This is a genomic window from Azorhizobium doebereinerae UFLA1-100, from assembly GCF_000473085.1.
Taxonomy (GTDB): Bacteria; Pseudomonadota; Alphaproteobacteria; order Rhizobiales; family Xanthobacteraceae; genus Azorhizobium; species Azorhizobium doebereinerae.
The window spans coordinates 24,618-42,826 of record NZ_AXBA01000041.1; the positions used below are offsets into that span (position 1 = coordinate 24,618).

The following is an 18,209-nucleotide window of genomic DNA, read 5'->3' on the forward strand; positions in this document are numbered from 1 at the left end:
CCTCCTGCCAAGCACGGCGGCCCGGCCGTCCCCCGGCATGTTCGCGGCCGACCCTGACAGGAGCAAGACATCCCGGTCCCCGCGCTGGGTGTCGGCGGGGCAGGAGAGCGGCGGCGATCCCGGCCCCGCGCCCCCCGGTCCGCGTTCCAAAAAGGGTACCGCCGGCGTGGCGGTTTCGCTAGGTTCGCCGCCATGAGCGACGACATTCCCTTCGACCGGAAGTTCCCCGTCCCGTCCGGGCGGCTCGATCAGGTCACGCCCCTGGTGCGGCGGATCGTGGCGCCGAACGCCTCCCCCTTCACCTTCACCGGCACCTGCACCTACATCGTGGGGCGCGGGCAGGTGGCGATCATCGATCCGGGGCCGGACGACCCGGCCCATGTGGCGGCGGTGCTCGACGCGGTGCGCGGCGAGAGCGTGAGCCACATCGTCGTCACCCACACCCACCGCGACCACTCCCCGGCCAGCGTGGCGGTGAAGGCGGCCACCGGGGCGCTCACGGTGGGGGAGGGGCCGCACCGGCCGGCCCGCCCGCTGCACATCGGCGAGATCAACGCGCTGGATGCCTCCGGCGACATGGACTTCGTGCCCGACATCGTCCTTGCGGAGGGCGACGCGATCACCGGCCCCGGCTGGACGCTCAGTGCCATCGCCACGCCGGGCCACACGGCGAACCATTTCGCCTTCGCCTTGCCGGAGGACGACCTGCTGTTCTCGGGCGACCATGTGATGGCCTGGGCCACCACCATCGTCGCCCCGCCGGACGGCGCCATGGGCGACTATGTGCGCTCGCTGAAGAAGCTGGCCGCCCGCTCCGAGCCGATCTACCTGCCCGGCCACGGCGGGCCGGTGCGCGACGCGCCGTCCTTCGTGCGCGACTATCTCGACCACCGCACCGCGCGCGAGGCCGCCATCCTGCGCGGGCTGGAGCGCAACACCACCATCCCGGACCTGGTGCGCGGCATCTATATCGGCCTCGATCCGCGCCTCGTGGGTGCCGCCTCGCTCACCGTCCTCGCCCATCTGGAGGACATGGTGGAGAAGCGCCTGGTGGTCACCGAGGGGCCGCCCGCCATCGACGGCGTATACACCCTCGTGCGCTGAGCCATGTGCGGCCGCTTCGCCCAGTCCCAGGCTCCCTCCGCCTATGGGGCGTTCTATAGCCTTCACCCGCAGGTGGGGATGCCGAACGCGCCGGCGCGCTTCAACGTGGCGCCGACGCAGGACGCTTTGGTCATCCGCTTCAACCCGCAGAGCCTCAAGGCGGAGCTCTCGCTGCTGCGCTGGGGCCTCGTGCCCTCCTGGGCCAAGGACACGTCGCGCGCGGCCTCGCTGATCAACGCCCGCTCAGAGGGCATCGCCGACAAGCCCTCGTTCAAGGCCGCCTGGGAGAAGCCGCGCCGCTGCGTGGTGCCGGCCGACGCCTTCTATGAATGGCGGCGTGCCGACGGCGGCCGGCAGCCCTTTGCCATCGCCTTGAAGAGCGGCGCGCCCATGGGGTTCGCCGGCTTGTGGGAGGGCTGGAAGGATCCGGCCTCGGGCGAATGGCTGCGGACCTTCACCATCCTCACCTGCGCCGCCAACCCCCTGCTGGCGCCGCTGCACGACCGCATGCCGGTGATTCTCGATGGCGCGGACATGGAGCGCTGGCTGACCGCCCGGGACCCGCGCGACCTGCTGCGCGCCTATCCGGCAGAGCAGATGGCGCTCTGGCCGGTCTCCACCCGCGTCAATGCGGTACGCAACGAGGGCGCCGACCTGCTGGCGCCGCAGGCCGTCGCCGAACCGCCGCCGGAGGCGCAGGCGAGCCTGCTGTAGCGCCCGCGCCGACCGGCCCGCGAGCCGGTCGGGTGATGCGTGCTCGCTCTCGAACGCGAGGGGTGCCCTCAGCGCACCGGCTGGCCGGCCCTGGCGTTCATCTTGTCCATATAGGCCTTGGTGGCCTTTTTCAGCTCGGGCACGGCGGCGGCGGTGCAGGCGGGGGTCGGCTCCGGCCCGCAGGCCTTGGCCAGCAGCCGCTCGCAGGCGGGGGCGGGATCGTTGCCGCAGACCGTCTCGCGGACCGAATCGAACCGGCTCTCCGCATAGGGCTTGCGGCCCTTCTCCACGGCGCATTCGTCGCCCACCGTGTCGCCGTCCACATGCATGGACACGACCACGCGCGGCTTGCCCTTGGTGCCGGGCTCCGGCTTCTCCAGGGTGCGGATGAAGGCGACGCGCGAGGCCTTGGGCCGGCCGGGACCCGCCGGCACCACGACGACGAACTGGTCCTTCTGATTGTCGGCCAGCCCCGGCGCGACCAGCGGCACGGTGATGTCGGTCCAGCTCTTGCCGTCGTCGGAGAAGGCGAAGGTGGACAGCGTCTCCGCCTTGGGGTCGATGTAGAAGCCCGGCTCGATGGCGCACTTCAGGGCGCGGTCGGCCATGTCGGCGAGCAGGGGGCCGGCCTGCGCCGCGGTGGCGATGAGGCCGGCGCAGAGGGCGGTCGCGGCAAGGCCGGCACGCAGCGGGCGAGGGAACACACGCACGGGTTTGGTCTCCTGGCAGGATGGAGGCGGCGGGGGAGGTGCGCTCAGTGCTTGCGCCGCTCCGCCGTGAGGTCGGACATCAGGCTGGAAATGCGCATGGCATTCTCCCCGAGGTCGTGGATGCCATAGCGCGAGCTTGACCGCACGTCGACGCGCGAGCCCTTGGCGGTGGCGCGCACGCGGATCGCCACGTCATTGCGGAAACCCATGAGCGGGGTCGGCGCCACCGCCTCGATCTGGCCGTCGCGCAGGCCGCCGCGCGGCGGGACCGCGTCCAGGATGCGCCATTTGCGCTTCTGCACCAGCGCCAGCAGCGCGTTGAAGGCTTCGTCCGGGGTGGCGTCGAGGTCCATGGGCTTGATGCCGGGGTAAGCCTCGCGCTGGAGCGCGGCGGCGCTTTCCCCGGCATAGGTGACGGCGTTGGCGCTGCGCGGCCGGGCGAGCCCCATGGCGCGGAAATGCGGCGGGTCGCCGGCGTCCGTGGTGATGTCGGTGAGCGGCGGCAGCATGGCGCCGCGCGCCAGCACCGCCGCCGGCCCGGCCACCACGCCGAGCGCGATGGCGAGCGCGCCGATGGCGCGGCCCATGCCCCGCCAGCCGCTCTCCCACACGCTCACGCAGGCGCAGACCGCCAGCACCGCGCCGACGAAGGCGATGGCGAGGCCCGCGCCCAGGGTCGCGAGCGCGGGGCGGAAATCCAGCACGCCCATGCGGTAGAGCGCGGCGGCCAGCACGATGACCGGCACCGAGAACAGCGCCAACCGGAAGCTCCAGCGCGCCAGCCGAGATTCCCGCTCCTCCACATAGAGCCGCCGCTTGATCATGCCGGACCCTGCCTGCCGGGCGCGCGCCAGGGCGCCGCCGCGTCTTCAATCCGGCCATGATTAGAGCAGACCGGGGCTTTGAAAAAGGCCATCGCCGTCGCCCGCCCGCTCAGGCGGTGACGAGCGGCATGCCGAGCTGGCGCGGCAGGTCGTCGATGCTGTCCACCACCAAGTCGGCGGCAGCGTAAAGATGCTCCACCGGCGCCGGGCCGGTGCGCACCAGGATGAAGCGCGCGCCGGCCCCGTGGGCGGCGGCGAGGTCGTGGGCGCTGTCGCCGACCACCGCCATGGCGTGCGGCGGGAGGTCGAGCGCCCGTGCCGCCGCCGCGACCATGCCGGGCTCCGGCTTCGAGCCGAAGCCGGAATCATAGCCGTGGATCAGGTCGAGATAGGGCATGAGGCCCAGCGCCTCGGCCTGGAGGCGGGTGTTGGCCTCCGCATCGTTGGTCACGATGCCGAGCCGCAGGCCCTGGCCGTGGAAATGCGCCAGCACGTCGCGCGGGCGGCCGAGCGCGGTCAGCGAGCGCAGGCTGGCGCCGGAGAACAGCCGGTCGATCTCGGCGAAGAAGGCCGGATCGGCGGGACGGCCCAGGCACTCGGCCCACAGCGGGCCGTAATGGGCGGAGGAGCCGGCCACCAGCGGGGAGGAGGGCAGGAAACGCTCCTCCTCCGGCAGATATTCGCTCACGTCCTCCAGGCGGCGCAGGGCGTGGGCATCGGTGCCCGCCAGCGTGCGCATGGCCGCGCCGGCGGCGGGGCCCCAGGTGCGGTCGAAATGCACCAGCGTGCCGTCCTTGTCGAACAGGAGCGCCTTCAGGTCGTGCATGCGGGCAAGGGTCCGGGGCAAGTGGTAACGGGAGGGCGGTGACGCAGGGGTGTCCCTCCCTTAGTATCATGGGCGATGATTGAACGACATTCCGCCGCCCCCCGCCTCGCCGCGCGCGCCGCCGCGATCCTCCTGCTCGGCACCTGCGGGCCGGCGCTCGCCGCCTCGGAGCCGGCGCAGCGATCCGCGCTCGTTTCCCCGTCCGCCCCTGCCGCGGCGCCCCGCGCGCGTGCCGTGCCGATGCCTCTGCCGCGTCCGGCGGAACTGGACGCGGAGGACGTCGAGCAGGCATCGGCCGAGGCGTCGGCGGACCCTCACGGCGAAGCCCCGGAGGGGCCGGCCGCGCCGGTGGTCGCGGCGCCGCTGCCGAAGACCCCTCCCTCCCTCTACACGCCCCGGCAGGCGGCCCTGGCGCCGCAGGCGGACCCGCCGGGACCGAGCCGCACCGTCATCCCGCCGCCGGCGGCGGTGGCGCCGGAGCATTCGGCCGCCGCCAACGAGGCGCCGCGCGGCAAGCTGCCCGCCGCCTGCGCGGCGCTGGTGCAGAGCCAGATCATCGTGGCCAGCCCGGCGCCGGCGATCGGCGCGCGGCCCGGCTGCTCGCTGCCGACCCCGGTCGAGCTCAGCGGCGTGCGCATGGACGACGGCACCACCGTCGCGCTCTCCCCGGCGGCCATCCTGCGCTGCGACGCCGTGGTGGCGGTGGCGCAATGGGTGCGCGAGGACCTGTCGCGCGCGGCGGCGGACCTGGGCAGCCGGCTGGACACCGTGAAGGTGGCCGCCTCCTACGACTGCCGGCCGCGCAACCGGGTCGCCGGCGCCAAGATGAGCGACCACGGCCAGGGCATCGCCATGGACGTGGGCGGCGTGGTGCTGGAGGACAAGCGGGTGTTCCAGGTGAAGGACAACGGCCTGCCCATGGCATTGCAGGCCTCCATGAAGGCGTCCTTCTGCTCGCGCTTCACCACCGTCCTCGGGCCGGGGTCGGACGGCTATCACGAGGACCATGTCCACATCGACCTGGCCCAGCGCTACCTGAACATCCGCCTGTGCCGCTGGGAAATCCGCCCGACCACCATCGCGGTCGCCCGCGCGGCCTATGGCGTTCCGGCTCCCGCGCCGGCCGTGGCGGCGCCTTCCACCTCCGCGGCCGCGCCGCCGCAGGGGGTGGAAGCGGAGGCGGAGGACGAGGACGTGGTGCCTCTGCCGCTGCCGCGCCCGCCGGTCGCGGCGAACGCGCGCGGCGCCGGCAAGCCACGCTCCGGCGGCTAGGACGCGATCCGATCAGATTGACTCAATCTGATCGGTGAATCGCCCTCAAACACTTTGATAGGAACGGCGTTCGCCGGCCGAGGGCCGTGCGGGGCACGCCTCATTGCAGGACGAAAAAAGGCGCGGCCGAAGCCGCGCCTTTTGTCTGTCCGCAGGGGCTCGAAGCTGCTCAGAGCACCACGACGTTGGCGCCCACCGGCACGCGGTTGAACAGATCGATGGCGTCCTCGTTCAGCATGCGGATGCAGCCGGAGGAGATGGCCTGGCCCAGCAGCTCGGGCTGGTTGGTGCCGTGGATGCGGAACAGCGTGTCCTTGCTGCCCTGGTAGAGGTACAGCGCGCGGGCGCCCATGGGGTTGTGCGGGCCGGGGCCGACATAGGCCGGCAGGCCGGCGATGCGCTGGTGGATTTCCGGGGTGGGCGTCCAGCTCGGCCATTCCGCCTTGCGGCCGACCTTCGCCTCGCCGCGGAACGCCAAGCTCTCCTCGCCCACGGTCACGCCGTAGCGGATCGCGGTGCCGTCGCCCTGCACGTAATAGAGCAGCTTCTTGTCGGTATCGACGACGATGGTCCCCGGCTTCTCCTTGCCGGTATAGGTCACGATCTGCCGGGCGAATTCGCCTTCCGGCTTGACCTTAGGGTAAGGAGCATTCGCCAACAGCTGCTTATCGCGGGGCTTCAGCGCAGCCTCGGGAGTGGGAGCGTAGGTCGTAGTCTGGCATCCCGCTAGTAGAACACCCGTCAGAACAGCCGCAATTGCCCGCGCCCGCATGGCCGCCTCTTTGATTTCCAGGAAAATCTCGAATCGAGATGCTGGGAATGGATTAACCCATGCTTCAGGTGCCTTGAAGGGGCCACTTTGTGCTGCCGCGCACTGGCTGAATCCCTGTTGCAAAAATGCCTCAGGATCTGACCTATCGGCATTCATTAACTCGTCATTGCAAGCTTGGGGCGATCCTATCGGCATAAGACCTTGGACAGGACGCATCGTCTGCAAAGTTTCGACGCAGTTGGCCACCATCTCTCGATGGGTGTTGAGGAAAATCCGGCGCGGCTTCAGGCGGCGGCGGTCTGTGAAGGGAGTAGAATCATGTCCACCGATACGATCCAGGAGCAGCAAGCCCGCCTGGATGCCGAGCGTAAGCATTATGCCGGCCAGAGCGCCCAGTGGCGCGACATCGGGATCAACGCGGTTGCCGCGGCGGCCCCGTATTCCCCCGCCCGCGACGACAAGGCCAAGGCGGCCGAGGAACGCAAGGTGGTGACCCTGCGCGACATCGACTTCCTGGCGGCCTGAGCGGCGCCTAAGGCTTTTCCGGCACGGCGCTCCAGATCTGCCGCGCGGACCCGTCTGCCGCCCGCAGCTTGACGCGGGCTCGGTCGCGGGCGCAGGACGGGGCGAACCGGAATGTCCGCCCCGGCGGTTGCTCTCGCGAGCGCCTGCCTGCCTGACGGAGCCAAGCCCTCGATGCTGGTTGCCTACTGCCCGCGCGCGGGCGTGCTCGAAGCCCATCCCGTCCCGCTGGACGGCGAGGTTCCGGCCGGAGCGGTCTGGCTCGACCTGAGTTTTCCCGGTCCCCAGGAGGACCACATCGTCGAGCGCGCCGTGGGGGTCGAGATCCCGACGCGCGAAGAGATGCAGGAAATCGAGGCGTCCTCCCGCCTGTATGTGGAGCACGGCGCCCGCTACATGACGCTTTCGGTGCTGTGCGGCAGCCAGACCGACGCGCCCGAGGTGATGCCGATCACCTTTATCCTCACCGACAAGGCGCTGGTGACGGTGCGCTACAGCGCGCCGCACGCCTTCGCCATGGTAGCCGACCGGCTGCGCCGCAACTGCCCGGCGGGGCTCACCGCCGAGACGGTGCTGACGGACCTGCTGGACATGGTCATCGACCGCATCGCCGACGTGCTGGAGCAGTGCGGCGCCGGGATCGACCGCCTGTCGCGCCGCACGTTCGAGCCGGACACCAAGGGCGGTAACGCCAACCAGGTCTACCGCGCCATCCTCACCCAGCTCGGCCGCAAGGAGCGCCTGACCTCCTACGCCCGCGAGAGCCTGTCCTCGCTCACCCGCTTCCTCGCCTTCCTGGGTACCGACGCGGACGGCCACCCGCTGACCGCCGCCGGCCGGGATGCGCTGAAGAGCATGACGCGGGACGTCACCGGCCTGTCGGACTACGCGGCGTTCCTGGTCAACAAGCTGCAATTCCTGCTCGACGCCACCATCGGCATGGTGAGCCTGGAGCAGAACAACATCATCAAGATCTTCGCGGTGCTCTCGGTGGTGCTGATGCCGCCGACGCTGATCGCCTCGATCTACGGCATGAACTTCCAGCACATGCCGGAACTGGCCGAGACCTACGGCTACCCCCTGGCGCTGTGCGCCATGGTGGTGTCCGGCATCCTGCCCTACGTCTTCTTCAAGTGGCGGCGCTGGCTCTGATGCCGGTGCCGGCCCTCAGACGTGCTGGCCGCCGTTGATGAGGATCTCCGCCCCGTTGAGATAGGACGAGGTCTCCGTGCACAGCACGTAGATGATCTTGGCCACCTCGTCCGGCGTGCCGAGCCGGCGCATGGGAATCTGCGCCACGATCTTGTCGGTGCCGGGGGAAAGGATGGCGGTGTCGATCTCGCCCGGGGCGATGGCGTTCACCCGCACGCCGAGCGGCCCGAAGTCCGCCGCCATCTCGCGCGTCAGCGCCGCCAGCGCCGCCTTGGAGGTGGCATAGGCCGCCCCCGCGAAGGGATGGACCCGCGAGCCGGCGATGGAGGTGACGTTCACCACCGAGCCCTGCGCCTTGGTCAATTCGGTGATGAGGCCGCGCGCCAGCATGATGGGCGCGAGGAAATTCACCTGGAGCACCTGCATCCAGGTGGTGTGGTCGGTGTCCAGCGTGCCCAGGCGCGAGCCGTTCGGGCCCTTGGGCGAGATGCCGGCATTGTTGACCAGGGCGTGCAACTCGCCATTGGGCAGCCGGTTCTTGATCTCCTCCACCGCCGCCAGCGTGTCGTCGGGATCGCCAAGGTCCACCTGGATGTGGTCCTCGGGGCCGGCGGCCCAGGGGCATTGCTCCCCCGGAAACGCCTGGCGCGAGCAGGTGATGACCCGCCATCCGGCGCTGGAGAAGCGCTTCACCGTGGCATGACCGATGCCCCGCGAGGCCCCGGTCAGAAGCATGATGCGCGGCGGCTGGTTGGTGACGGCGACCATGACGGCGAGACCTCGAAGCGGGTGCGTCGCGCTGCGGTGCAGCGGGAATGTGCATCGTGCAGGCAGCACATCGCGCGCCGCCCGGTCAAGGATCAGGGATAAAGACGGGTCTTTTCCCAGGCGTCTTCCGCGCTGGGGCGCGAAAACACGATGCGGTCATGCAGGCGGAACGGGCGGTCGTGCCAGAATTCCACCGCAACGGGCAGAATCCGGAAGCCGGTCCAGTGCGGCGGGCGCGGCACCGTGCCGATGGCGTAGCGCGCGGTGGTGGTGGCCACCGCCGCCTCAAGGGCGAAGCGGCCCTCCAGCGGACGCGACTGCTGGCTCGCCCAGGCGCCGATCTGCGACAGCCGGGGACGGGTGGCAAAATAAGCGTCGGCCTCGGCGTCGGTCACCTGCTCCACCGGACCGCGCACCCGCACCTGACGGCGCAGGCTCTTCCAGTGGAACACGAGGGCGGCCTTGGGATTGGTCGCCAGCTCGCGGCCCTTGTTGCTCTCGGTATTGGTGAAGAAGACGAAGCCGCGCGCATCGAGCCCCTTCAGCAGCACCATGCGCGCGTCCGGCAGGCCGTCGGCGTCCACGGTCGCCAGCATCATGGCGTTGGGGTCGTTCGGCTCGGAGCGCTCGGCATCCGCCAGCCATTCGGAAAACAGCCGGAACGGCTCGCCGGCAGCGGTGAAATCACCAGACGTTAAGGGGTTCTGGGTTTCCATTGCGGAATCGGACATGACAGGAGCCATTCGCGTGTCGCCGCATTCGCATATCGTACGGCGCGGGCTGAGGGTCAGGCGCCCATATAGGCTCAATGCGGCCCTCCTGCCAGCGATCCGTATCGCCAGCGTGGCGACCGCCTGCCTCCTCACGCTTGCGCTGTCGGGGTGCGGCACGCTCGGGTTGCGCGACGACGACCTCCTGGTCACCGGCTCGATCAAGCCCTTGCCGGTCTCGCTGGCCGTCGCGGCTCCCGAGGGGGCGCCTCCGGCCGGCATCGCCGCGGGCGATTGGACGCAGGCCAAGCTCGCCCTCGACACCGCTTTGTCGGCCAAGGAGGAGGCGCCCAGCATTCCGTGGGAGAACAAGGCCACGGGCGCGCATGGCACGGCGACGCCGCTCGGCGCGCCGAAGGACAACAAGTGCCGCGACTTCCGCATCGGCGTGGTGGACAAGGGCGGCGAGCATTGGGTGCAGGGGGAGGCGTGCCGCGACGGCAAGGGCCTCGTCACGCTCGGCCAGGTGCGCCTGCTCGGCCAGGCCTGAGCGGCGTTCCCGGCGGCGCGCGGCGCCGGGCGAAGCGATGCTGGCGCAAGCCACGGGTGCGACATCGGAAGGTGGTGGACGCGGCGCCGGGCATGGGCCTGGAAGGCAGGGGCGGCCGCCGTTCTGGGCGGGCCGCGGGCACGGCCCCCGGAGGGTGCAGGGATGGGGCGGGCAGCAGCATGCTTTTGCACGGCTCGAAACTGGGGAGGGCTTGAGTTCCCCCGTTGCAATCGGGCAACATCGCACCACATGAAAGGCGCGGCCGGCCGTTTAGCGCTGGCCCCGAGGTAATTTGCCCATGCGCGATCCTTACGACATCCTCGGCGTCGCCAAGACCGCCGACGAAGCCGAGATCAAGCGCGCCTTCCGGCGCCAGGCCAAGAAGCTGCACCCCGACGCCAACGCGTCGGACCCCAAGGCGCAGGATAAGTTCGCCGAATTGAACTCGGCCTATGAAATTCTGTCCGATAAGGACAAGCGCGGACAGTTTGACCGCGGCGAGATCGACGCCGAGGGCAAACCGCGCATGCACGACTTCGCCGGTGCCGGTGGGCGCGGCCGGTCCCGCGGCTTCAGCGGCTTCGACGGCGACACCATCTTCGAGAGCTTCAGCTTCGGCCCCGAAGGCCAGACCGGCTATACCCGGCGCGGCGGCGCGGGCCGCGGCGGCAATTTCGACGATATCGGCGACATTTTCGGCTTCGGCCGGCAGCAGCGCTCGGCGGGCGGGGGCTTCACTCCGAAGCCGGGAGAGAACGTGGAACTGACGCTCACCATCGAGCTCGAAGAGGCGGCGCTCGGCGCCAGCAAGCGCTTCACCCTGCCGTCCGGCAAGCAGGTGGACCTGAAGGTCGCTCCCGGCACGCTGGAAGGCCATCGCATGCGCCTGAAGGGGCAGGGCGAGGCGAGCTTCGAGGGCGGCGCGCCAGGCGATGCCTTCGTCACCATCACCTATGCCCCGCATCCGCGCTTCCGCCGCGAGGGCGACGACCTGCGCACCGAGATCATGGTGCCGCTGGAGGACGCCGTGCTCGGCGCCAAGGTGCGGGTGCCGACGCTGTCCGGCGCGGTGGAGCTGAACATTCCGGCCTGGACCTCCGGCGGGCGGACCTTCCGCCTGCGCGGCAAGGGTATGCCCAAGGCCGACGGCGGCCATGGCGACCTCTTGGTCACCACCAATCTGTCGCTGCCCGAGACCCCCGATCCGGAGATCGAGGCCCTGCTGCGCAAGCGCCGCGAGGCGAACGGCGCCTGAGGGTTCCCTCGCCTTCGGGCTGTCGGGGATGGAACAAGAAAAAGGCCCCGCCGGATCGGCGGGGCCTTTTTTGCGGGAGACGCGGCTTTCGTGAGGACGCGTGGACCCGTGGATCAGACCGCGATGCGGTCCACCGCGCCGTTGGGCTCGCGCAGCACGTAGCCGCGGCCCCAGACCGTCTCGATATAGTTCTTGCCCGCGGAGGCGTTCGCCAGCTTCTTGCGCAGCTTGCAGATGAACACGTCGATGATCTTCAGCTCGGGCTCGTCCATGCCGCCGTAGAGATGGTTGAGGAACATCTCCTTGGTCAGCGTCGTGCCCTTGCGCAGGGAGAGGAGCTCCAGCATCTGGTACTCCTTGCCCGTCAGGTGCACGCGGGCGCCTTCCACTTCCACCGTCTTGGTGTCGAGGTTGACGATCAGGTCGCCGGTCTGGATCACCGACTGGGCGTGGCCCTTGGAGCGCCGGACGATGGCGTGGATGCGCGCCACCATCTCGTCCTTGTGGAACGGCTTGGTGAGATAATCATCCGCGCCGAAGCCGAAGCCCTTGACCTTGTCCTCGGTATTGGCAAGGCCGGAGAGGATCAGGATCGGGGTCTTGACCTTGGCGAGGCGCAGCGAACGCAGCACCTCGAAGCCGGACATGTCCGGCAAATTCAAGTCAAGAAGAATGATGTCGTACTCGTACACCTTGCCGAGGTCGACGCCTTCTTCACCGAGATCCGTCGTGTAGACGTTGAAACTTTCCGACTTCAGCATCAATTCGATGCTTTGGGCCGTCGCACTGTCGTCCTCGATGAGCAAGACGCGCATGGCAATCCCCTTCCTCGCAACAACCCGAATGGCGGGGTGCCGCCGTTCGCGTGCTCGGCCGACCGTGTGATTCGCGTTCCGTGTGTAGAATCGATAACCGAAACCGATTCGGCAGGACAAGAGTCCCGACGAAAAACTTTGTGCATGAGGGCGAAGACTGAGTCTCCACCTCACTTTAAAGTTGTTCGCGTTAACCTACACCGTATCGACACACCGCCTTACGAGCCCTTTGGCTGCCCGGACCGCACGCCGACGACGCACACCCCGAACCGTGAGGTCATCATTAACGAAGGGGGTAAACGATTGGTTGCCAAGCGGCGGCCTCCGTCGATTTTCCCGCGTTGCGGCCGGGGCGGTAACAAAACGACAACCGTATGTGGCCATGCTCGTTCCTGAAGTGGGGCCGGAGACCCGGTTCCAGCGTTCTCGCGTGCCTCGGAGTGTCGCGTTCATGAAATCGCGTGAGCCCCTGATCCGTGCCAAAAGGTTCAAGATCGAGGACGCCCGGCGCCGCCTCGCCCAGATCGACACCATGGTCGGCGAATTCGACCGCATGGCGGCCGAGATGGAGCGGGACATCGCCGCCGAGGAGCAGCGCTCCGGCATCACCGATCCCAAGCACTTCGCCTACTCCCCGCTCGCCGCCTCGGCGCGGCAGCGGCGCGAGAACCTGGTGCGCTCGGCCGACGAACTGCGCGGCCAGCGGGCCGAGGCCCAGGCCGCCTTCGAGGAGGCCGAGGCCGAGCTGGTGCTGGTGGAAGCAGCCGGCGAGCGCGAGCGCACCGCCGAGGGCGATGTCATCGAGCGCCGCCACGCCTGGCGGCAGGGCGAGCCCGCCCGCCTCTGATCGCCCGACCCCGCCGGGCGCAAGCCGCTTCCATCCGGCAGGATCGCGCTCTAGCCTCGGGCGCGAACCCGGCCGGGCGCCGCGGGCGTCCGGTCTGCCGTTGCGGAACGTGCCGCAACGCGCGGAGCGCGCCCCGAGCGAGGGCAGGAGACGCCGCCATGAGATCGAGACGGCCGTGACGACTTCCACCCTTCTGACGCCTCTGCTGGCCGAGGTCGCCGAACGCAGGCTCGATGCGATGGAGCGCCTGTACAAGCTCTCCAGCCCCAAGCTCTATGGCCTGTGCCTGCGCATCCTGCGGCGCCCCGATCTTGCCCGCGCGGCGCTGCGGACGGCCTATCTGCGCATCTGGAAGACGGCGAAGGCGCGCCCGGCCGATCTTGAGCCGCTGGCCTGGATGGTATGCATCGCCCGCGAATGCGCGCTGGAGGCGGCGCGCACCAATGAGGATGCGGGCGAGGCCTGGGAGCCGTTCGAGGTGGAGGATCCCGCCGAGGACCCGCTGGCCGGGGCCACCCATTCCGAAGCGCTCAAGCGGCTGCTCGCCTGCCTCGGCACTTTGTCCGAGGAACGCCGCCGCATGGTGCTCCTCGCCTTCTACGACGGCTGGAGCCGCGAGGCGCTGTCGGTCTATTTCGACGCCCCCATGCATACGGTCAACACCTGGCTGAAGCGCAGCGTGGTGGAGATCGACGAGTATCTCGCCACATGACCGTCAATGAGGATGACCGCCAGTTCGTCGCGGAATACGTGCTGGGGACGCTGCCCGCCGCCCTGCGCCTGATGATGCGCAGCCGCATCGCCGAGGAGCCGGAGGTGGCCGCCGTGGCGCGGCTGTGGGAGCAGCGCCTCGCGCCGCTGCACGAGCTCGCCGTCTCCATCGCTCCGCCGGACGATTTGTGGGCGGATCTCGCGGGCAGTCTCTCGCCGCCGCCCGTCGCGCCGCCGGAGCCGAGCGCCGCGCCGGCCGACGGCACGCCGGCCGGCGACACGGCGTTCGCCATTCCCGCCAGCGTCGATGCGGACGAGGCCGCGCCGACGCTGGCCGCGCCGCTGGAGGGCATGCCGGGCAGCGCGCGGCGCTGGCGCTGGGTGGCCCTCGGGCTCGGCGTGGCGCTGGTCGGGCTGGCCGGCGGCTTCGCATATCGGGAATGGGGCCGCACCGGCGGGCCCTATTATCTCGCCAGCCTGCAGGAGGCGCGTGCCGCTTCCGTACTGGTGCGCATCGACGCGCGGGACGGCGGCCTGCTGGTGCGCCCGCTGCTCGACCCGGCGCCGGAGGGCAAGACCTACCAGCTCTGGCTGGTGCCGGACGGCCAGCCGCCGCGCTCGCTCGGCGTCTTCAACAGCGCGTTCGCCACCCGCTCGGACGCGGTCCGCCGGCTCGGCGTGAAGGGGGCGGCGAAGGCCATGCTCCAGGTCACGGTGGAGCCTGAGGGCGGCTCGGACACCGTGCCGTCCGGCGAGGTGCTCTATTCAGGGCGGCTGATGCCGGAATAGGCGGGCGGTCAGGCCGTCGGCTGGGCGAACGGCGGCAGGCCCGGCAGCGGGCGCGCCGACCGGGGCTGGGCGCGGATGACACGGTTGCGGCCGCCGTCCTTCGCCGCATAGAGCGCGGCGTCGGCGGCATCGATGAGCGCTTCCACCGATGGATCAGGCATGCCGTCCGCCTCTAGGCTGGCGAGGCCGATGGTCACGGTCACGTGGAGGGGAAGGCCGTCCAGGCTCTCCAGGCCGCGGGCGACGCGGTCCCGCAGGCGTTCCGCCACGACGGTGGCCGCCTCGGCGTCCGCGCCGGGCAGGACGATGCAGAATTCCTCGCCGCCATAGCGCCCGACGAGGTCGCCCGGCCGGACCATCTCCCCGGCGATGGCGGCGAACGCCTGCAACACGCGGTCGCCCGTGCGATGGCCGTAGGCGTCGTTGACCGATTTGAAATGATCGAGGTCCGCCAGCAGCACCGACAGGGGCCGGCCCCGTGCCACCGCCGCCCGGCACAGCCGCTCGCCGGCGCGCAGCAAGGCGCGCCGGTTGGACAGACCGGTGAGATCGTCGCACGACGCCAGCCGGTCCAGCACCATGAAGATGGCGCCGCAGTTCAGGCCCACCACGCAGAACAGGCCGACCGCGAGAGCGAGGGCCAGGGCGCTGGCCGAGATATGGCTGGCGTCGTTGCCGGCGCCGAACGCCGCCGCGACCAGGCGGGCGAGATGGAAGGCGCAGAGGAGCGACAGGAACACCGCCGTGAGCACTCGGGTGAAGGTGGAGGCATGCCGGCGGACGCGCACCAGCCGCCAGGCGGCGGCGGCCAGCCAGCCGCAGATAATGAAGGTGAACAGGACGATGCGGGCGTTCACGCTGTGCCGCAGGAACAGGATGCTCACGAGGGCGAAGCCGATGGCCGAGGCGGCGACCAGGGCGATGCCCCAGGGGGCGATCCGGGCGCCGTCGAACGCCCGCATGCCGAGATAGATGGCGCCGCTGGCCAGTAGGAAGCAGGCGCTCGCCAACGGCGCCACCAGCGGGCTGCGATAGCCGCCGTCGAAGACCGACACCATCGCGGCGAACACGCAAAGCAGGTCGGCGAGCCCCCACAGGGCAAGCGGCGTCTCCTCGCGCATCTGGAGCCATGTCGCCAGCTGGAGCACGCCCATCAGGACACCCAGCGCGACGGCCAAGACGACGATGGTGGCAAGGTCAAAGGACATTCGGCAAAGCAGACCGATCGGAGCGGGAGAAAATCCCGCGCACAATCGCGCGCCGAGGGAGCAGTCGCAAGGGGCGACCCCGTACCGCGGTGCCGGGCCACGCCGCCGGCCGGGCATGGGCGGATTTCGCCGGCGGCCGTGCCGTGGCATAAGGCGCTCTCCGCAGGAGGGATCGTCCGCCCCCATGACCGTCGCCGTCGCCGTTGAACAGGCCGTCAAGCAGTTCGGCCCGCACCGTGCCCTGGCGGGCATCTCGCTCAATGTGGAGCCCGGCGAGCTGGTGGCGCTGCTGGGGCCGTCCGGGTCCGGCAAGACCACGCTGCTGCGCATCATCGCCGGGCTGGAGACGCTGGATTCCGGCACGGTCATGCTGGACGGCGCGGATGCCTCCGACGTGCCGGTACGCCATCGCGGCATCGGCTTCGTGTTCCAGCAATACGCTTTGTTCCGCCACATGAGCGTGGCCGACAACATCGCCTACGGCCTGCGCTCCCGGCCGCGCGCCACCCGGCCGCCGGAGGCGGACATCCGCGCCCGCGTCGCCGATCTGCTCGGCCTCGTGCAGCTGGAGGGCTATGGCGGCCGCTATCCGGCGCAATTGTCCGGCGGCCAGCGCCAGCGCGTGGCGCTCGCCCGGGCGCTCGCCATCGAGCCCAAGGTGCTGCTGCTGGACGAGCCGTTCGGCGCCCTCGACGCGTTGGTGCGCAAGGAATTGCGCGCCTGGCTGCGGGACCTGCACGACCGCACCGGTCACACCACGCTGTTCGTCACCCACGACCAGGATGAGGCGCTGGAGCTGGCCGACCGGGTGGTGGTGATGAGCGAGGGGCGCATTGAGCAGATCGGCACGCCCGACGACGTCTATGACCGCCCGGCCACCCCGCACGTGTTCGGCTTCATGGGGGAATCCAGCCGGCTGGAGGTGACGGTGCGCGGCGGCGCAGCCGAGGTGGCGGGCACCGAGGTGGCGACCCCGCTCGCTCCCGTCGGCGACGGGCCGGGCCTGCTGTTCGTGCGGCCGCAGGACGTGGCCATCGCCATGCCCGGCACGCCGGGGCTGGACGGTGTGGTGCGCGGCTTCCGCCGGCACGGCGCCATCCGGCGGCTGACCGTCGACGTGGCGGGCGGGCAGGTGGAGGCGGACATCTCCCCCGCCATCACCGCCGCCAACGGCACCAGGGTCGCGGTGCGCTTCGATCGCGCCCGGCTGTTCCCCGCCGCCGGTGGCGGCATTGACTGCCGGGCTCCGGCCGCGCATCAGATCGGCGAATATGCCATCTGAGCCCGCACGGGCGTCCCGGCACACGCCCCGCGCGGCATGGAAGGAGCGTTCATGACCGATCCCCTGTCGCCCCACGCGGCATCGCCTTTGGCGCCGCGACCCGTCGATCGCGCCCTCGACCCCGCGTTCCGCCACGGCCAGTCCATGGAGCCGAACTATTCCGGCGTGGCCTCCTTCCTGCGGCGGCGCTACGCCAAGGACGGCGGCGGCGCCGAGGTGGTGGTGTGGGGTGTGCCGCTGGACGTGACGGTCTCCAACCGCCCCGGCACCCGCTTCGGCCCGCGCGCCCTGCGCGCCGCCTCCGCCATCCTCGACGGCGACCCGCTCTTTCCCTTCAACGCCGATCCGTTCGGCCCGCTCGACGTGGCGGACGCGGGCGACTGCGTGTTCGACTATGGCCTGCCGGCGGGCATCCCCGCCGCCATCGAGGCGCAGGCGGCGCGGCATTATGCCCGGGGCAGCCATCTGGTGACCCTCGGCGGCGACCATTTCCTGACCTATCCCGTGCTGCGCGCGCTGGTGGCGCGGACCGGCGCGCCGGTGGCGCTGGTGCAGTTCGACGCCCACCAGGACACCTGGGAGGACGACGGCAGCCGCGTCGACCACGGCACCATGATCACCCGCGCGGTGAAGGACGGCCTGATCCGCGTCGAGCGCTCGGTGCAGGTGGGCATCCGCACCCACGCGCCGCAGGATTGCGGCATCCGCATCATCGACGGCTTCGCCGCCGCCGAGCTGGGGCCGAAGGCGCTCGCCGCCGCCATCGCCGAGCGGGTGGGGGACGCGCCGGCCTATGTGACGTTCGACATCGACGCGCTCGACCCTGCGTTCGCGCCGGGCACCGGCACGCCGGTGTGCGGCGGGCTGACCAGCCGCGAGGCGCTCGATACGCTGCGCCGGCTGGGCGGGCTCGATCTCAAGGGGTTCGACGTGGTGGAAGTCTCCCCGCCCTACGACCATGCCGAGATCACCGCGCTCGCGGGGGCTTCGCTCGCCGCCTGCTATCTGGGCGTGCTTGCGGCGCGCAAGGCGGGCGGCGCGCGCATCGCCCCGTAGCGCGTCTCCGCGCGACGTGGACCCCGGTTCGCGTGAAGACGACGCGCTAGGTAGTGTGGACTCTTGGGGTTCCCGGGCTGAATGATCTGTGATTCAAAGCTGCCTTTGATGAGGCAGCGATGGGTGTTCTTGATCGACTGGTGCTTGGGGATGAGCAGTGGGCGCGGATAGCGCCGCACATCATCGGCGACGAGCGGACGCGCGGCTCTTCGGGCCGGGACAATCGTATGTTCATCGAGGCGGTGCTGTGGATCGTGCGCACCGGCTCGCCTTGGCGCGATCTGCCGGAGCTGTTTGGAGAATGGAACACCGTCTTCCGTCG

Annotated in this window: 21 protein-coding genes; 13 read left to right on the plus strand and 8 right to left on the minus strand. The window is 70.3% G+C overall.

Going from position 1 to position 18,209, the window contains the following annotated elements:
* Window positions 1-192 precede the first annotated feature (192 nt).
* Both YU1_RS0122690 and YU1_RS0122695 read left to right on the plus strand, forming a co-directional pair.
* Window positions 193-1,104, plus strand: coding sequence for an MBL fold metallo-hydrolase (locus tag YU1_RS0122690; protein WP_029006033.1), 912 nt, complete (start codon window positions 193-195; stop codon window positions 1,102-1,104).
* Between the two features lie 3 nt (window positions 1,105-1,107).
* Window positions 1,108-1,818, plus strand: a complete 711-nt coding sequence (locus tag YU1_RS0122695; protein WP_029006034.1) for an SOS response-associated peptidase — start codon at window positions 1,108-1,110, stop codon at window positions 1,816-1,818.
* 68 nt (window positions 1,819-1,886) lie between these two features.
* Here the strand turns inward: YU1_RS0122695 and YU1_RS0122700 are convergent, their stop codons facing one another.
* From YU1_RS0122700 to YU1_RS30790, 3 genes are all read right to left on the minus strand, one after another.
* Complete coding sequence (locus YU1_RS0122700; RefSeq protein ID WP_029006035.1) at window positions 1,887-2,528, minus strand: hypothetical protein; 642 nt, start codon at window positions 2,526-2,528, stop codon at window positions 1,887-1,889.
* A gap of 44 nt (window positions 2,529-2,572) precedes the next feature.
* Window positions 2,573-3,352 (minus strand): DUF1499 domain-containing protein, encoded by a 780-nt coding sequence (locus YU1_RS0122705; protein ID WP_029006036.1) that lies wholly within the window; start codon window positions 3,350-3,352, stop codon window positions 2,573-2,575.
* Between the two features lie 109 nt (window positions 3,353-3,461).
* Entirely contained in the window at window positions 3,462-4,178 is a 717-nt protein-coding gene (locus YU1_RS30790; protein ID WP_035716406.1) for an HAD family hydrolase, read from the minus strand.
* Between the two features lie 75 nt (window positions 4,179-4,253).
* Between YU1_RS30790 and YU1_RS32200 the strand changes: the two genes are divergently transcribed.
* Window positions 4,254-5,450, plus strand: a complete 1,197-nt coding sequence (locus YU1_RS32200; RefSeq protein WP_051357214.1) for an extensin family protein — start codon at window positions 4,254-4,256, stop codon at window positions 5,448-5,450.
* A gap of 169 nt (window positions 5,451-5,619) precedes the next feature.
* Here the strand turns inward: YU1_RS32200 and YU1_RS0122720 are convergent, their stop codons facing one another.
* On the minus strand, window positions 5,620-6,222 hold the full coding sequence (locus YU1_RS0122720; RefSeq protein WP_029006037.1) for a L,D-transpeptidase: 603 nt from the start codon (window positions 6,220-6,222) through the stop codon (window positions 5,620-5,622).
* Between the two features lie 318 nt (window positions 6,223-6,540).
* Between YU1_RS0122720 and YU1_RS0122725 the strand changes: the two genes are divergently transcribed.
* A complete protein-coding gene (locus YU1_RS0122725; protein WP_029006038.1) occupies window positions 6,541-6,747 on the plus strand; it encodes a hypothetical protein in 207 nt (68 codons plus the stop codon).
* Between the two features lie 171 nt (window positions 6,748-6,918).
* A complete protein-coding gene (locus YU1_RS0122730) occupies window positions 6,919-7,896 on the plus strand; it encodes a magnesium transporter CorA family protein (RefSeq protein WP_029006039.1) in 978 nt (325 codons plus the stop codon).
* Window positions 7,897-7,911: 15 nt separating this feature from the next.
* Here YU1_RS0122730 and YU1_RS0122735 read toward each other — a convergent pair whose 3' ends face one another.
* Together YU1_RS0122735 and pdxH are read right to left on the minus strand one after the other, a co-directional pair.
* Window positions 7,912-8,664 (minus strand): SDR family NAD(P)-dependent oxidoreductase, encoded by a 753-nt coding sequence (locus YU1_RS0122735; RefSeq protein ID WP_029006040.1) that lies wholly within the window; start codon window positions 8,662-8,664, stop codon window positions 7,912-7,914.
* A gap of 92 nt (window positions 8,665-8,756) precedes the next feature.
* Complete coding sequence (gene pdxH, locus YU1_RS0122740; protein ID WP_029006041.1) at window positions 8,757-9,395, minus strand: pyridoxamine 5'-phosphate oxidase; 639 nt, start codon at window positions 9,393-9,395, stop codon at window positions 8,757-8,759.
* Window positions 9,396-9,507: 112 nt separating this feature from the next.
* Between pdxH and YU1_RS30800 the strand changes: the two genes are divergently transcribed.
* Together YU1_RS30800 and YU1_RS0122750 are read left to right on the plus strand one after the other, a co-directional pair.
* Window positions 9,508-9,924: an RT0821/Lpp0805 family surface protein gene (locus YU1_RS30800; RefSeq protein ID WP_198019017.1), complete on the plus strand. Its 417-nt coding sequence runs from the start codon at window positions 9,508-9,510 to the stop codon at window positions 9,922-9,924.
* Between the two features lie 298 nt (window positions 9,925-10,222).
* Window positions 10,223-11,179 carry a DnaJ C-terminal domain-containing protein gene (locus tag YU1_RS0122750; RefSeq protein WP_029006042.1) on the plus strand — a complete coding sequence of 319 codons (957 nt, stop codon included), beginning with the start codon at window positions 10,223-10,225 and terminating at the stop codon, window positions 11,177-11,179.
* 113 nt (window positions 11,180-11,292) lie between these two features.
* Here YU1_RS0122750 and ctrA read toward each other — a convergent pair whose 3' ends face one another.
* The gene (ctrA, locus tag YU1_RS0122755; RefSeq protein ID WP_029006043.1) at window positions 11,293-11,994 is read right to left on the minus strand and encodes a response regulator transcription factor CtrA; all 702 of its coding nucleotides are present in this window, start codon (window positions 11,992-11,994) and stop codon (window positions 11,293-11,295) included.
* Between the two features lie 451 nt (window positions 11,995-12,445).
* Here ctrA and YU1_RS0122760 point away from each other — a divergent pair, with 451 nt between their 5' ends.
* The 3 genes from YU1_RS0122760 (at window position 12,446) to YU1_RS0122770 (ending at window position 14,341) form a co-directional block, all read left to right on the plus strand.
* Window positions 12,446-12,841: a hypothetical protein gene (locus tag YU1_RS0122760; RefSeq protein ID WP_029006044.1), complete on the plus strand. Its 396-nt coding sequence runs from the start codon at window positions 12,446-12,448 to the stop codon at window positions 12,839-12,841.
* Between the two features lie 175 nt (window positions 12,842-13,016).
* Window positions 13,017-13,553 carry a sigma factor-like helix-turn-helix DNA-binding protein gene (locus tag YU1_RS0122765; protein WP_029006045.1) on the plus strand — a complete coding sequence of 179 codons (537 nt, stop codon included), beginning with the start codon at window positions 13,017-13,019 and terminating at the stop codon, window positions 13,551-13,553.
* Window positions 13,550-14,341 carry an anti-sigma factor gene (locus YU1_RS0122770; protein WP_029006046.1) on the plus strand — a complete coding sequence of 264 codons (792 nt, stop codon included), beginning with the start codon at window positions 13,550-13,552 and terminating at the stop codon, window positions 14,339-14,341. Before YU1_RS0122765 ends, YU1_RS0122770 begins: the two co-directional genes overlap by 4 nt.
* Window positions 14,342-14,349: 8 nt before the next feature.
* On the opposite strand, the gene YU1_RS32205 is transcribed toward YU1_RS0122770, so the two are convergent.
* On the minus strand, window positions 14,350-15,549 hold the full coding sequence (locus tag YU1_RS32205; protein WP_051357218.1) for a GGDEF domain-containing protein: 1,200 nt from the start codon (window positions 15,547-15,549) through the stop codon (window positions 14,350-14,352).
* Between the two features lie 184 nt (window positions 15,550-15,733).
* On the opposite strand from YU1_RS32205, the gene YU1_RS0122780 reads away from it, so the two are divergent.
* The 3 genes from YU1_RS0122780 to YU1_RS30810 all read left to right on the plus strand — a co-directional run.
* Window positions 15,734-16,831, plus strand: a complete 1,098-nt coding sequence (locus YU1_RS0122780) for a sulfate/molybdate ABC transporter ATP-binding protein (RefSeq protein ID WP_029006047.1) — start codon at window positions 15,734-15,736, stop codon at window positions 16,829-16,831.
* A gap of 51 nt (window positions 16,832-16,882) precedes the next feature.
* A complete protein-coding gene (gene speB / locus YU1_RS0122785) occupies window positions 16,883-17,887 on the plus strand; it encodes an agmatinase (RefSeq protein WP_035716409.1) in 1,005 nt (334 codons plus the stop codon).
* A 119-nt stretch (window positions 17,888-18,006) separates the two neighbouring features.
* The coding region (locus YU1_RS30810) for a transposase (RefSeq protein WP_035713895.1) at window positions 18,007-18,209 on the plus strand (203 nt) is incomplete at its 3' end.

What these genes read in the sequence shown, in the direction of transcription:
- YU1_RS0122690 (WP_029006033.1), top strand. Translation starts at nt 193, where the DNA reads ATGAGCGACGACATTCCCTTCGACCGGAAGTTCCCCGTCCCGTCCGGG.
- YU1_RS0122695 (WP_029006034.1), top strand. Translation starts at nt 1,108, where the DNA reads ATGTGCGGCCGCTTCGCCCAGTCCCAGGCTCCCTCCGCCTATGGGGCG.
- YU1_RS0122705 (WP_029006036.1), bottom strand. Translation starts at nt 3,352, where the DNA reads ATGATCAAGCGGCGGCTCTATGTGGAGGAGCGGGAATCTCGGCTGGCG.
- YU1_RS30790 (WP_035716406.1), bottom strand. Translation starts at nt 4,178, where the DNA reads ATGCACGACCTGAAGGCGCTCCTGTTCGACAAGGACGGCACGCTGGTG.
- YU1_RS32200 (WP_051357214.1), top strand. Translation starts at nt 4,254, where the DNA reads ATGATTGAACGACATTCCGCCGCCCCCCGCCTCGCCGCGCGCGCCGCC.
- YU1_RS0122720 (WP_029006037.1), bottom strand. Translation starts at nt 6,222, where the DNA reads ATGCGGGCGCGGGCAATTGCGGCTGTTCTGACGGGTGTTCTACTAGCG.
- YU1_RS0122725 (WP_029006038.1), top strand. Translation starts at nt 6,541, where the DNA reads ATGTCCACCGATACGATCCAGGAGCAGCAAGCCCGCCTGGATGCCGAG.
- YU1_RS0122730 (WP_029006039.1), top strand. Translation starts at nt 6,919, where the DNA reads ATGCTGGTTGCCTACTGCCCGCGCGCGGGCGTGCTCGAAGCCCATCCC.
- YU1_RS0122735 (WP_029006040.1), bottom strand. Translation starts at nt 8,664, where the DNA reads ATGGTCGCCGTCACCAACCAGCCGCCGCGCATCATGCTTCTGACCGGG.
- pdxH (WP_029006041.1), bottom strand. Translation starts at nt 9,395, where the DNA reads ATGTCCGATTCCGCAATGGAAACCCAGAACCCCTTAACGTCTGGTGAT.
- YU1_RS0122750 (WP_029006042.1), top strand. Translation starts at nt 10,223, where the DNA reads ATGCGCGATCCTTACGACATCCTCGGCGTCGCCAAGACCGCCGACGAA.
- ctrA (WP_029006043.1), bottom strand. Translation starts at nt 11,994, where the DNA reads ATGCGCGTCTTGCTCATCGAGGACGACAGTGCGACGGCCCAAAGCATC.
- YU1_RS0122760 (WP_029006044.1), top strand. Translation starts at nt 12,446, where the DNA reads ATGAAATCGCGTGAGCCCCTGATCCGTGCCAAAAGGTTCAAGATCGAG.
- YU1_RS0122770 (WP_029006046.1), top strand. Translation starts at nt 13,550, where the DNA reads ATGACCGTCAATGAGGATGACCGCCAGTTCGTCGCGGAATACGTGCTG.
- YU1_RS32205 (WP_051357218.1), bottom strand. Translation starts at nt 15,549, where the DNA reads ATGTCCTTTGACCTTGCCACCATCGTCGTCTTGGCCGTCGCGCTGGGT.
- YU1_RS0122780 (WP_029006047.1), top strand. Translation starts at nt 15,734, where the DNA reads ATGACCGTCGCCGTCGCCGTTGAACAGGCCGTCAAGCAGTTCGGCCCG.
- speB (WP_035716409.1), top strand. Translation starts at nt 16,883, where the DNA reads ATGACCGATCCCCTGTCGCCCCACGCGGCATCGCCTTTGGCGCCGCGA.